Raw genomic sequence first — 13,777 nt, forward strand, 5'->3', positions numbered from 1 at the left:
TATTTTAAGGTTCCTTTTTTTCATCATCATCTCGCTTCTGTAAAATATATGTAAAAAACCTGTTGATCTTATCTCGTTGTTAGATTAACTTTGAGAAAGCGCTTTCTTTGCATGGGTGTTGCTGTATCTCTTTGAGAAAGCCCTTTCTTTGAGCGCTAGGGAAATCACACATTAAAAAGCACAATGAAAGAGAGAATGACTGTGACACAAAAAACACCGCACAAGACCAAAATTGCAGCAAGCTTGTCAGTGATCCTTGGGGCTGGTTTAGCCGCACCAATCTATGCACAAGAAAGCGCAGAAAGCACAGATAACATCGAAGTAATTCAGGTTTCTGGTATTCGCAGTAGTGTTCAAGAGTCTATGGGAATAAAGCGAGACTCAGCCGGCGTTGTAGACGCAATTTCAGCAGAAGATATTGGCAAGTTTCCCGACACAAACTTAGCGGAATCACTTCAGCGTATAACGGGTATTTCGATTAACCGTAACAACGGTGAAGGAAACCAAGTTACCGCTAGGGGTTTTGGTCCAGACTACAATATGGTTACTTTGAACGGGCGTACTATGCCTGGTTCAGCATTACCGGGTGGCGGTGGTGTTGCCAACTCTCGTGCTTACGACTTTTCTGATTTGGCGTCTGAAAGTGTTCGTGCCGTTGAGGTTTATAAAACCGGCAGAGCAAGTATTGCTACTGGCGGTATTGGCGCGTCAATCAATATTAGAACAGCGAGACCTTTTGACGCAGCCAAAGAAGGAATTACTGCAAGTGTAGGCGCCAAAGCATTGCACGATACAACAAACCGTATTGGTGATGACCTGACACCAGAAGTATCTGGTTTTGTGAACTACTTAAATGATGATCGCACATTCGGTGTCACTTTTACCGGCTCATTTCAACAGCGCGACAGCGCGGCCCAAGGTGCTTTCGTTAACCAGTGGCGTGTAAATGAGTTTGACGGCAGTATTCCACAGTCACCAGACCCAGCTAACCCAAATAGTGGCGACCCTATTGTGCTAACCAATGCACCTGCAATGGGGCAGCTTTTTGGTATTCCGTCAGACTTGCGTTATTACATGGCTGATCGCGAGCGTGAAAGAACGAACGCACAACTTACCTTCCAATTCGCACCTAATGACAAGATGAAAGCGACATTGGATTATACGTACTCTCGTCAGGATCTTTTCGAAGCACGTGCTGAACAGTCAATTTGGATGGACGACAGATATTTTACTGATTTAACGTTTGATGATGAGACAGTAAAAACGCCGGTACACATTACCCAAGAAAGACGTGATTTATTACCACGTGACTTAGGTTTGGCGCTACAAGAGCTCAATCAAGTCAACGAAAACAAGTCAATTGGTTTGAACCTTGAGTATTATGTAAACGACGACCTTACTTTAGTGTTTGATTTACATAACTCGTCAGCAGAAGGTCGCCCAGATGCACCTTATGGTACATGGACTAACTTAGGTTTGGGTGCCAACGTTGTAAGAGGCCAAGGTGTCGACTTTACCGGTGAATTCCCCATCATGTATGTCGATTTTGATGACGTTGCGCGCGACAACTTAAACGGCAATGGCGTGTTAGATCAAGACGATGTTGGTACTTCTATTCTTGATATGAACTTTTCATCACAAGATACTGAAATTACCCAAGCTCGCCTTGATGGTACTTATACCCTAGATACAGGCAGCATCAACTTTGGTATTGAATCTCGCGCAATGGAAAGCACTTCATTGCAGTCGTTAACGCGTCACACCATGGGCAACTGGGGTATAGAAAACCCAGGTGAATTACCTGCTGGGTCGTTAACACCATTAGATCTTGCCAGTGAATTTAGCGATTTCAATACTGCGGGTATGTTCTCTCAAGGCTTTACTGGCAGCGTTGCACAAATTGGTGCGTTTGCTGCGCAACAATATGGCTTTGACCTTGTTGCCAACAACCCATTTGCAACAAACCGTACTATTGAAGAAGACATTACCGCTGTTTATTTTGAGTTTGACTTATCTGGTGAGCTCAATGGTATGCCGTACAACCTATTAACCGGTGTGCGCTATGAAAATACCGACGTGACGTCTATTGCCAATATCAGCTTGCCAAGTGGCATAGCATGGGAAGGTAATAACGACTTTAACGTACGTTTTGGCAGTGAAATGGAAGATGTGGAAGTTAAAACAAGCTACGACCATGTACTTCCAGCACTAGATTTTGATATTGAGTTGGTTGAGAACGTGATTGCTCGTTTCTCGTATAGTAAAACCATTGCTCGCCCAACCTATCAGCGACTTAGTGCAGCATCAACCGTTTCTCCTCAAAGTGGTCCAACACTTATACGCAGTGATATAACGGCAACGGCAAGTTCGGGTAACCCTGCACTTATACCACTTGAATCTGACAACTTAGATTTGTCGTTCGAGTACTACTTTGATGAAACTAGCTATGTTTCAGTTGGTTTTTACGACAAGCGCGTGAAAAACTTTATTGGAGACGAGCAGGTAGAAGAAAGTATTTTCGGCTTACGTGACGTAACTAACGGACCAAGAGCGATAGAAGCCCGTGCTGAACTTGAAGCACGCGGAATACCAGTTAGTGATACAACGCTATTTAACATGGTTGCGGCAATCGAAAATGGAATCGATTTTGATTCACTAACCGACGAGCAGTTCGAACAGCAGTTCGACGTGTTGCCGAACAGTGATGATCCACTACTCACTTTTATTAACTCTAAACCGGTTAATAACAAAGCAGCGAATATCTATGGTTTTGAATTAGCTGCCCAGCACTTCTTTGGCGACACTGGCTTTGGTGTGCAAGCGAACTATACAACGGTTACAGGTGACATTGGCTTTGATAACAACGCCAATCCGTCTCTCACACAGTTTGCTTTAGTCGGCTTAAGTGATACCGCTAACCTAATTTTGATGTACGAAAAAGATGCTTTGCAAGCTCGTATAGCTTATAACTGGCGCGACAAGTTCCTTGATACTACATCACAGTATATTAACGAGCCTGGATATACTGAAGCGTATTCACAAATTGACTTTAGCGTTTCGTATGATGTAACCGAAGACTTAACCGTTGCCCTAGAGGGGATTAACATAACCGAAGAAAATATCCGCAGACATGGCAGAACCAGTGCGATGTTATGGAATCTTGATGAATACGGTGCTCGTTATGCGCTTAGCGCGCGATACACTTTTTAATGAGTCGAATGTTTTCGACAAATTATAAAAAGTAGGGTGATTCCCGCTAGCGTGTTTAGGTTGCGCGTTAGCGGGTTTTTTTGCCAAAATCGAAACACAAAAGAGACAATATACTGAATAGTGATGACGCAGTTGAATGAAGAGCGCAGTGTTAAGCACATTGTCGTAGTAGGTGGTGGTTCTGCGGGCTGGTTGGCTGCGGGTGTGTTGGCATCTAAGCTAAAATCAACATTCCAAATTACGTTAATTGAATCTCCTTCTGTATCTTCTATAGGTGTAGGGGAAGGTTCTTGGCCTTCATTACGCGACACGCTAATAGACATCGGCATAGAGGAAAAGCACTTTCTTACTGCCTGTAAAGCGTCATTCAAACAAGGCTCTACCTTCGTTAATTGGCGAAAGCCCGAGCAAACAAATTCTCTTCAACAAGAACACGTTTATCACCACCCTTTTACCGTTCCCGTTGGCTACAATGAGCTTGATATTCACAGCTGTTGGCAAGCGTTCGCAAGTAACGAAAAGTATGAAAACGCCTTTTCACTTCAAGCGGCTATGTGCGAGGCTAACAAAGCGCCTAAGCAGGTATCAACTCCAGACTATGCTCATGTACTCAACTATGGCTATCACTTTGATGCCACAGCACTAGCGACCTTGCTGCACGCTCACTGTACTGAAAAGCTTAATGTTGTGTACAAGCAAGCACATATCACTTCGGTTAATAATGATAGTGAGGGTTATATCGCAAGTGTAACAACTGAAGATGGGATACAAATAAACGGCGACCTCTTTATCGACTGTTCAGGTAGCCAAGGTATTTTAATCGACAAGCATTACAACGTACCTTGGCATTCCATAGAAGACATTATGCTGAATAACCGCGCAATTGCCGTACAAGCCCCCTATGCAAACAACGATGATGTGATTAGTAGCGCAACCATTGCTACAGCGCAGAGTTGCGGGTGGACATGGGATATTGGCCTGCAACACAGGCGGGGTGTGGGGCTTGTTTATTCCGATCACTTCACAACACAGCAACAGGCCGAGGAAACGCTACTTGCTCATGTGTCAAAGCGTTTACCAAAAGAGCACGTTAGAGAGCTTGACGTGCGAAGCATTAGGTTTACTCCAGGTTATCGAGAGCAGTTTTGGGTAAAAAATTGTTTGAGCTTGGGAATGTCTTCGGGGTTTATAGAGCCACTTGAAGCTTCGGCAATTGCAATGGTTGAACTTGGTATTCGTATGTTGTGTGACGCCTTTCCGCAAAACTTCACTCATATGAAATGGGTTGAAGAAAGGTACAACCGCCGCTTTCATTATCGCTGGCAGCGCGTAATCGACTTCTTAAAATTACATTATGTACTAAGTAACAATAACACTCCCTATTGGCTAGCGCAGCGAGATAGTAGCACCATACCCGATTCACTGGCGCAACTGTTAGATGTATGGCGTTTTCAAAGCCCGTCGCGATTAGATCTAATTGAAAACGAGGAAATCTTCCCGTCAGCAAGCTATCAATATGTGCTGTATGGCATGGAGTTTCAAACCCTACCCTCGGCACTACAAATAACGAGAAGTAGTGCGCAAAAGGCACAAGATATTAGACAAAAAATGCAGCAAACTAAAACGGCTTATCTTCAAGGCCTGCCAACCAATAGAGACTTGTTGTCACAAATTATCGCTAGTAAAAACAAGGAACAAACCCATGACCTCATTGGATTTAGATAATACTCACGCGAAGCCAAGTCGCTTTGCAAATTCCAATGAAGGCGCAAGTAAATCGGTTAAGAAGGTTGTTATAGCCGGTGGTGGCACGGCTGGTTGGATGGCGGCCACTGCGTTGTCTCGTCTATTAGGTAAGTCAATATCGGTAACACTGGTAGAGTCGAAAGACATTGGCATAGTGGGTGTAGGTGAAGCTACCATTCCGCCAATTCGCACTTTTCATAAATTGTTGGGTATTGATGAGAAAGCCTTTATGAAGGCGTCGCAAGCAACGTTCAAGTTAGGCATTGAATTTCAGAACTGGCGAGAAAGTGACCACAGCTATATTCACTCTTTTGGTATTACTGGGCGAGAGTGCTGGGCAGGTGAATTTCACCATTTTTGGTTACGTGCAAAAGAGTACGGGTTTGCCGACGATTTTGGTGACTACTGCCCTGAGCTTATTGCTGCTAAGCAAGGTAAATTTGCCACATCAGATGCCATGCCGCTTAACTTTGCTTACCATTTCGATGCAGTAGCCTACGGACGCTTTTTAAAACAACTCGCTATACAGGCGGGTGTTACTCATATTGAAGGTGATATCAAACAAGTGGAACAATGCCCAACAAGTGGCAATATCACAGCACTACGCCTTACTGATAACACTCACATAAGCGGTGATTTCTTTATAGATTGTACAGGCTTTAAAGGGCTGTTGATTGAAGAAACCCTTCATACCGGATACGACAACTGGCAGCATTATTTGATGTGCGATCGCGCCGTTGCCATGCAAACAGAACTAACTGATGCGCCATTACCTTACACCAAGAGTGTGGCGAACCACGCCGGTTGGCGTTGGCAGATCCCCTTACAGCAACGCATGGGTAATGGTTTGGTATATTGCAGCCGTTATATGAGTGATGATGAAGCCATAGACACACTGAAATCACAGGTGACAGGCAACCCTATTAATACGCCGCGAGTCATTCGTTTTACGCCGGGCAAGCGCCGCATGGGTTGGAATAAAAACTGTGTGGCACTTGGGTTGGCCAGTGGTTTTATAGAGCCGTTAGAGTCGACCAGTATTCACCTTATTATGACAGGTTTAGTACGCCTAATGCGCCTATTTCCTTTTGACGGCGTTACGCAAAGTGCTATTGATGAGTACAACACCAAATTTGCCAGTGAGATGGATGCGATCCTCGATTTTATTGTGATGCATTACAAGGTAACTAATCGCACTGACAGCCCGTTCTGGCAGCAATGCCAACGCATGGACATTCCACAATCCCTTACACACAAATTACGTTTATTTGAAGAAACGGGGCGAGTGTTCCTAGATGACGGTGATATTTTCCGTGTTGATTCATGGACACAAGTATTAATGGGCCAAGGCTTAATGCCAAAGCAGTACCATAAAGTAGCCGATGAAATGAGCGAAGAGGCGTTAAAACAGTTTATGGCTGGCCTAAAGCAACAAGTAACACAGCGCGTAAATTCACTACCTTCACACCACGCTTTTTTGTCGCAGTATTTGGGGTAATACTGCGACATAGCGTTAAGTTCTGGTCTTTAAATTTTGTTATGTGGGTAGCGCCTATGTATCGCAACACTCAGCAGTAAAAATAGTAAATAGAATGGCAGGCTACCGCCACCTCCGCTGGATGAATTTTGTTCAGTTGGGGGCGTGCCATCAGCAGTTACTACTATAGTAAAGCTAAATTGAAGGCTGGCACCTTCATCATCACTTGCGGTAACTGAAACCACATAAGTACCTGACCTATTTATGCTGCCTTGAATCTCACCAGAAGGGGTCCCCGACAAACCACTAGGTAAGTTATCGTAACTAAATGTTATCGATTCTCGGTCTGGATCTTTAACCACTTCTAAAAGGTGTCCAACATAAGACTCACCCGCTTTAAGATATTGCGTTTCTATATCATCAATTAATGCTGGTGCGTCGTTAACATTGATAGGCGTTACCATAAACCGGTCAATAGTGCGGTTATTATAATGGATAGCTATTCTGATATCGTTTGCTGGTGTGAGATCATATTCGTTATAAAACATATCCTCGTTACCTAGCAAAATGGTAAGAACCTTACCATCCCATTGAAACTTAGCGTCATCAGGCGATAATGGATCTATTCCGTTTACAGAAATATCAATCTCATCAAAGCTAGGGTTTATAAAAAGAGAGCCAACATCTATGGTAAGCGGTACATCCTGTAGTGCCTCAACATCTTCTAAATCATCGCTTCTTTCTTTGTAGACAGTAGGTGTCATGTTATTCAATGACGTAACTAAAAAACTGGTTTGTGTATCTACGGTCAGTATGAGTACCTTATCATTATCAGTGACTTGATAAATTGATTCAGAACTTCCCGCATTACGGGTTTGCTGTGAATTGTAGATACCCAGTTTTTCCAAATCCATCACAATAGATCTACCACTTTCAGAAATGGCATAGTTTTTCTGACTCGTGAACATGGGGTTAGGGGCATTGGTAATGTAACTTTCTGATTCGACCTCTATCCAGCTACCGTCTGCAGGATTCCGTTCATAAAACTGTGGACGGTTAGTCCGTATATATAGCTTATTGCCGTCATCAAAAGTGAATAATGAGTTTATTTGATAAACACTACCTTGAGTCATTGGTGGTAGCTCAATGGACTGCTTTTCAAGCAGCATGTTTTCTGTGGCATCATACTCCAAAACCCAAAGCGTTGAGGCTGCAGAAGTTGATTCAGAAGAGACCCTATCGGGCCGCATGAAGAGGTTATTTGAGTTCTCTAATTTTACTATGTCAAAATTGTTACTTGATTGACCTAGAACCAGCCCATCTAACAACTGCTTTGATTCGCAATTCTGTATGGTGCCATTAGTCGACAGTTTACAGAGCATATAGCCCAAAGGCTCAATATCAGTAGTGAATTCACGAAACATGATGGTTTCTGAATCGATGACAACAGACGCATAAGGTAATAAATTGATCCAAGACGAAAAGGCGTATTCTTGAATTTTTTGAAGTTGACTATCTACTAATTCAAAAACGAAAAGCCTACTGGACAAATCACGATTTGAACGAACAAGAACATAGTACCGGTTGGCGATTTGCCCAATGATATCGTAATTAACCGTATTCGTTTGCTCTTCTTCGCCCAAAACTAGAATTGAATCTACAGGATTAAGTTCATTATCAGCCTCAGAATAATGCCAATTGTATAGACGAATATCACCACCACCGAGGTTTTCTACACCGCCTAAAATCAAAAAAGTACCAGTGGCCCTGTCAAGGTAACTATCAATTAACTTTTTAGGGAAGAAAGCATTAAGTGATGATGTGAAACGTTCATTGCGTTTGGATAATACGCCGCTATCAAAATTAAATAGTTCTGCTTTACCGCTTACGGATGAAGTGCCAACTACTAGGTTTGCTGATATGAATCTATAGCGGGCATATTCTAAACCATGGCTAACTTCAGTGTAGTTAAGTTGTTGTGTTTGCCAGTCGAACTGCCCAACGAATAACCTACTTCCATTACTGGCAAAATGATAACTATTAAAATTTGCCGATCCTCTGAGCATAAAGTTGCTTTTGTCTTCGTTAAAAACCAAACCCATGGATGCGTTATCTAGGTTCAATTGGAAAAGGAATGCCCGTTGATCATTTCGAGCAAAAATTTGCTGACTGACATGATCATATTGAAAAAAGTAGATAGAACCTTCGTTATAATAATCAAACGTATCGGGGAAACGGTAACTAAACGTCTGTAATTCACTTATAGTGTCATTTGCAACGCTATATTGTTTAAACTGATAGGTTAAGCCACTGATTAAAGGTATAAAAAACGATTGGGAGACGTCGTCAAAATAAGCACTGATATTATCGGAGGCTGTAATCTGAATTCTACTCAATAGGTTGAACGAGCTTGTATCGGTGTCAATGGTGAAAAGGTAAGCGTTAGTGTTTGTTACAGCGAGATAACTTTGATTAGCAAGTTTAGCGGTAACCTTCGTGAAACCACTGTACCCAACTTCCGAAGTAATATTTTCTGTTTTTAAATAGGATAAATTGCCATTTGCTTCTATTTGATAGTAGTGCACTTCGTTAGATTCAAATGCTATCAGCTGGTTGTCAATTATTTCTAAGCCTGCCCCACTAATAGGTTCAGTTGGAATGATTCGTTTTTGAAACAAGTAGTCGCCACTTTCCGATCGTTTATAAAAGAATATTACGCTCCCTTCTAAACTGGTATCGGAGTTCAAGGCATAGACATAACCTCTCTCGTTGTCAATGGCTAGCCTAGTGCTAAGTGAGTTATTCGGTGCGATATACTCTTTGTCGATACTGTAAATGTCTTCTGCTAATACAGACAACGCAAAGAAGGTACTTATGAAAAGTAATAGAAAGCGCATGCAAAGTCCCTTTTATAATTACAATAATTTCGTCGCTATATTCAGCGACAAAAAGCTCCGAGCGCCAGTGTATTATTGGTGTAAGTAATAATCAAATAGCCATTTGTGGAGCATGCCTACTCTGTGACCATATTTGTTCGCTACTAGCATGTGGATTTCACTAGCACATTAGTAGTATTGTGTTAGCCAACATTCTTCCTTTTCATACTTGCTTTATTCACGTTAGCTTTTAACCAAGAGTTGCTACTAGAAATAAAGGCGAGCATTTTTCTTAAGCGAATAAGATATTGAAATACTTAAATATAGTGTTGGTGTTGGTGTTGATGGCACTAAGTGGGTGTGAAAACACTGCATTGGTAAATACTGCTGCCTCCTCAACGGTTAATATGAGTAGCGGGCCCACTAACATCAATAAACTTCACACGAAACCTGCGTTTGAATTAATAACCTTAGGCGATACTGGCGGCATAAAAGACGGCAATTTGAGCGCGTTTTTATTGCGTAGCGTAGAGGACGAAAATTTCGTTGCCCTAGATGCCGGTACATTGGTAAATGGCATTGATGTAGCGCTTGCTGCCTATGCCTTTACTGGGTTAACGACTACGCCAGACTCAAACTTGCGCGCTAACGGAAACGTATTGCACAACCATGTTAAAGCGTACCTGATCAGTCATGGGCATCTTGACCATGTAGGTGGGCTACTTGTGGCCTCGCCTGCTGACAATAGCAAACCTATTTATGCGCTTAAGTCTGTAAATAGCACCATGAGCGAGACGTATTTTAACTGGCTAGCGTGGGCTAACTTTACCGACAGAGGTATTGAACCCAAACTCAACAAATACAAGGTCGTTGATTTAACACCACAGCAGCAAACGCCTATTCAAAATACAAATTTAACTGTTACTGCGTTTAGTTTAAGCCATCCTTTGGAATCTACGGCCTTTGTTATAGAAAGTAATAATGACATGTTTGTTTACTTTGGTGACACAGGCCCAGACGATGTAGAAAAACAAGGTAAGCTGAACGCTATTTGGGAATATCTTGCCCAGCAAATGAAGAGCAAGGTTTTGCGAGGGATGGTGATTGAAGTTTCATTTCCAAACAAGCAACCTGACAACTTACTTTTTGGCCATCTTACACCAAAATGGTTAATGCAAGAGCTCACGCGTTTTCATGCCATGGTGGAAAACAAAGCACAACTCACCAACATGAACATTGTAATAAGCCATATTAAATACAGCCTGAAAGCAGGTGAAGACCCTCGTGTAACCATAAAACGAGAGCTTAACGAAGCAAACCGTTTAGGCTTTACCTTTACACTTGCCGAGCAAGGTCAATCGCTGGTTTTCTAGAAAATGGGCATTATGGTGTCCATTTTAATAGAAATAAGCTCGATATGGATATTATGGTAACCAAGAGAGATAAGGCTGAGGGTCAATGGTTGGCATCAGGTCTGTAAATTGTTACCCCAAAGGTAACTTTGTGTAGATCTCGGGGCTAAGCAACGCGCCTTTACCATCTCTGAGGCAAATACTGCGTGAAATACAAAGGCATCACGATATGGGTTTGTTCTAACGCTGAAGAGCCTTGTGTACCCGTTAACTTAAAGGTTTTACTTGGAGTACATTTATCAACGTAGGATGCCAACGATTTTGCTCTTGTACGTTTACCACTTTTGACTTCAACAGGGACGATATCGCCTTCATCGGTTGCCAAAATAAATTCGATTTCGGCGCGGGCGTCACTCCATGAATAGCTTGGGTCAACGCCAATAGCAGTGAGCTCTTGTTGCACAAAGTTTTCAGCCACATAGCCCCTGTAGTTATAAACAGAAAGCTCATAGTTTTGTTGCTTAATCTCTTTATAACTGTTGCCCAGCATATGATTGAGCAGTCCCACATCAAATAGAAATAGTTTCACCATATTTTCTTTTTTATAGGCCGCCAACGGAGATTTCGGCAATCCTTCAATTGGGTAGTTTGGCAAAGCTAAGCGGCAGCAGTTAAGCCAATGGATCGCTGTTTCAAAATCGCTATAACGAGATTTACGCTCATGCACATACTTAAATTTAAAGCGTTTAACCGACTCATCGCTGACAAGTGATAGCTGGGCTGGAATACTATTAAACACAGATTCAATCAGTGCGGCATCGACCTTGCTTGCATACTTACCGAAATCGCGGCGATAACCTTCAACTAAGTCGGAATGAATTTTTGTGACCTTTTCAATCCGCTCTAGAATGCTTGAATCCTTATACTGATACCAAGCAGAAACGGCTTCCGGCATACCACCGGTAAAAAAGTAGTCGGTTAGTTTATCCATCAATTTAGTGTGCACCGCCGGTGTGCTTGCTTGACTATCAAATGCTTTGATCAGTGCTTGCTCGTTGGATGCGTAAATAAACTCTTGGAAGGTCAGTGGTCGTAAATTGTATTGCTCTACCTTGCCTACAGGGAAGGTATTGAGCAAACCAATGTTAGAACCGCTGGCTGCGACAAAATAGGACGGCGCTTTTTCGGCAAAATACTTAAGCGAAGTAACGGCTCGTTCACATTCGCCAATTTCATCTAATATCAGCAAGTCGGTTTCTGGATTGAACGCTTGGTTGGTTAGCAACTCAATGTTCATTACTAGCTCGTCAGGTGACAACGAGCCATCGAACGCCTCTTTGTAAGCTGGGTTTTCAAGGAAGTCGATACGAAGGATGTTGGCAAAGGTATTCCCAAACAACTCTTGCAGCAGATAGGTTTTACCTGTTTGCCTTGCGCCGTCAATTAATAATGGCTTGCGCACAGGTTGGTTTTTCCATGCTATTAGGGCGTTTAGTAAGTTGCGCAGCATTGTCATTTCCCGCAAATTAAGACTGTTAACTGCCTGTAGTATAGCTCACTCTACACTTTTACGCGCAGAAGAGTGTGTAATTTTACATTTTTATGCGCGTAAAAGTGTTGGTTGTGCTTGGCATGGAAAGCAACTTTGCAGACATGGCCGCTAATAATGAAGTCGGTATCAAGCTGCAAAACATAAAATTGCTGGAAGGTTCAAAATGAGCCGTGAAATTGTCGAAGTCCATGCTGACTGGCAGCCAATTGAAACGCCTTTGCTAATTGGGCTGCTATCTTACAGCGATTCAAGCCGAGGCGGCGTGTTTAGTTTTGCCTACGATAAAGCATTTTTGACCTCAGTCTATCGCTTGCTAGGTCATGTTTAAATTTACAGCTTATATCGACATATCAATTTGATGTGTCGATTTTTTACTGCTTTTTCGACATGACTTTCTTGTGTGTCGATACACTCGACAAATCAACACTCAATCCACACGACTAACCGAAACCGAGTTTCGAGCAGAAAAATTCCATGTAGTACGTCATTCCTTGGGCTTTTGGGGTAGTTTGGGTAAGCCTTAGTTAACGTCGCTTAGTCACTCATTAACCCTGCCCACACTGCATTAATAACTTGGGGCACTATGGTTATCTCAAGCAATGATTGGTGACTCGGACGGGAAAAATAAAAAAGCCCTGTATTTACAAGCAAAATAACAGGGCTTTTAAGACATTCTTAGACGGGTAAAAAACTACTCAATATTCTGGATCTGCTCGCGCATTTGCTCTATCAACACTTTAAGCTCAACGGCTGATTGGGTAATGTCAGTGCTGATAGATTTTGAACCCAATGTATTCGACTCACGATTAAACTCTTGCATCATGAAGTCTAAACGACGGCCTACTGCCCCGCCCTTTTTCAAAATATTACGGGTTTCAGCTACGTGAGTGTTAAGGCGATCTAATTCTTCAGCCACGTCCACTTTTTGTGCAAGCATAATCATCTCTTGTTCGAAGCGACCGGCATCAAGCTCTATTTTGGCTTCTTCGAAGCGTGCTTGTACTTTTTCCCGTTGCCACACCATAATTTCAGGCATGCGCGCTGTTACTTTTTCTACTTCTACTTCTATGGCGTCTAAACGCTGAGTAATCATGCCTTTTAGTGCTTCACCCTCTGAAGCACGAGCGCTGATAAAGTCGTTCAGTGCTTGGTCAAACGCGGCCATCACATCAGCGTGAATGGCGTCCATATCCGCTTCTTCTGCGGCAATAACACCAGGCCAGCGCAATACATCTAATGGGTTTACTCCAGTAGATTGCCCGTGCGATTGTACCCAATCGGCAGCATGTAGCACTTGTTTTGCCAGTGCTTCATTTAGGCTAAGTTTTGTTACAGCAGCGTCATTGGCCGTAAAGCGCAGGGCACATTCTACTTTTCCGCGTGCCAGTTTTTTTCGAAAGCGCTCACGTAGTACTGGCTCTAACGAACGAAATTGCTCGGGTAAGCGAAAGTAGGTTTCTAAAAAGCGTTGGTTAACCGAACGAATTTCCCATACGGCAGAACCCCAGTCTTTTTTGGTCTCTACGCGGGCAAACGCTGTCATGCTGTAAATCATAAATATCCT

Annotated in this window: 7 protein-coding genes and 2 pseudogenes; 6 read left to right on the top strand and 3 right to left on the bottom strand. The window is 42.7% G+C overall.

All coding sequences use genetic code 11. The annotated features are described in order from the left end of the window. The first annotated feature begins 195 nt into the window (after positions 1 to 195). The 3 genes from EYR97_RS18730 to EYR97_RS18740 all read left to right on the top strand — a co-directional run bounded on the left by EYR97_RS18730 (position 196) and on the right by EYR97_RS18740 (position 6,454). Positions 196 to 3,210, top strand: coding sequence for a TonB-dependent receptor (locus tag EYR97_RS18730; protein WP_131095288.1), 3,015 nt, complete (start codon positions 196 to 198; stop codon positions 3,208 to 3,210). Between the two features lie 123 nt (positions 3,211 to 3,333). Continuing rightward, the gene (locus EYR97_RS18735; protein ID WP_131095289.1) at positions 3,334 to 4,935 is read left to right on the top strand and encodes a tryptophan halogenase family protein; all 1,602 of its coding nucleotides are present in this window, start codon (positions 3,334 to 3,336) and stop codon (positions 4,933 to 4,935) included. Beyond that, positions 4,913 to 6,454, top strand: a complete 1,542-nt coding sequence (locus tag EYR97_RS18740) for a tryptophan halogenase family protein (RefSeq protein WP_131095290.1) — start codon at positions 4,913 to 4,915, stop codon at positions 6,452 to 6,454. The genes EYR97_RS18735 and EYR97_RS18740 overlap by 23 nt, the downstream gene beginning before the upstream one ends. A 29-nt stretch (positions 6,455 to 6,483) precedes the next feature. Here the strand turns inward: EYR97_RS18740 and EYR97_RS18745 are convergent, their stop codons facing one another. Then, entirely contained in the window at positions 6,484 to 9,330 is a 2,847-nt protein-coding gene (locus EYR97_RS18745) for an Ig domain-containing protein (RefSeq protein WP_131095291.1), read from the bottom strand. Positions 9,331 to 9,716: 386 nt separating this feature from the next. On the opposite strand from EYR97_RS18745, the gene EYR97_RS18750 reads away from it, so the two are divergent. Then, entirely contained in the window at positions 9,717 to 10,682 is a 966-nt protein-coding gene (locus EYR97_RS18750; RefSeq protein ID WP_242635124.1) for an MBL fold metallo-hydrolase, read from the top strand. Between the two features lie 160 nt (positions 10,683 to 10,842). Here the strand turns inward: EYR97_RS18750 and EYR97_RS18755 are convergent, their stop codons facing one another. Continuing rightward, positions 10,843 to 12,171: an ATP-binding protein gene (locus EYR97_RS18755; protein ID WP_131095292.1), complete on the bottom strand. Its 1,329-nt coding sequence runs from the start codon at positions 12,169 to 12,171 to the stop codon at positions 10,843 to 10,845. Positions 12,172 to 12,269: 98 nt separating this feature from the next. Here EYR97_RS18755 and EYR97_RS22630 point away from each other — a divergent pair. Both EYR97_RS22630 and EYR97_RS18765 read left to right on the top strand, forming a co-directional pair. Next, positions 12,270 to 12,380, top strand: a pseudogene (locus EYR97_RS22630) (transcriptional regulator); the annotation flags it as partial. After that, a pseudogene (locus tag EYR97_RS18765) lies at positions 12,377 to 12,526 on the top strand (type II toxin-antitoxin system HipA family toxin); the annotation flags it as partial. The pseudogenes EYR97_RS22630 and EYR97_RS18765, both read left to right, overlap by 4 nt. 378 nt (positions 12,527 to 12,904) lie before the next feature. Here EYR97_RS18765 and EYR97_RS18770 read toward each other — a convergent pair. Continuing rightward, positions 12,905 to 13,768, bottom strand: a complete 864-nt coding sequence (locus tag EYR97_RS18770; RefSeq protein WP_131095295.1) for a YicC/YloC family endoribonuclease — start codon at positions 13,766 to 13,768, stop codon at positions 12,905 to 12,907. Between the last annotated feature and the right edge of the window lie 9 nt (positions 13,769 to 13,777).

It is taken from the genome of Alteromonas sp. KUL42 (genome assembly GCF_006538325.1).
GTDB lineage: Bacteria > Pseudomonadota > Gammaproteobacteria > Enterobacterales > Alteromonadaceae > Alteromonas.

Excerpts from the sequence above, each read along its gene's own strand:
- EYR97_RS18770 (WP_131095295.1), bottom strand. The coding sequence starts at position 13,768 with ATGATTTACAGCATGACAGCGTTTGCCCGCGTAGAGACCAAAAAAGAC.
- EYR97_RS18755 (WP_131095292.1), bottom strand. The coding sequence starts at position 12,171 with ATGCTGCGCAACTTACTAAACGCCCTAATAGCATGGAAAAACCAACCT.
- EYR97_RS18735 (WP_131095289.1), top strand. The coding sequence starts at position 3,334 with ATGACGCAGTTGAATGAAGAGCGCAGTGTTAAGCACATTGTCGTAGTA.
- EYR97_RS18750 (WP_242635124.1), top strand. The coding sequence starts at position 9,717 with ATGAGTAGCGGGCCCACTAACATCAATAAACTTCACACGAAACCTGCG.
- EYR97_RS18740 (WP_131095290.1), top strand. The coding sequence starts at position 4,913 with ATGACCTCATTGGATTTAGATAATACTCACGCGAAGCCAAGTCGCTTT.
- EYR97_RS18730 (WP_131095288.1), top strand. The coding sequence starts at position 196 with ATGACTGTGACACAAAAAACACCGCACAAGACCAAAATTGCAGCAAGC.
- EYR97_RS18745 (WP_131095291.1), bottom strand. The coding sequence starts at position 9,330 with ATGCGCTTTCTATTACTTTTCATAAGTACCTTCTTTGCGTTGTCTGTA.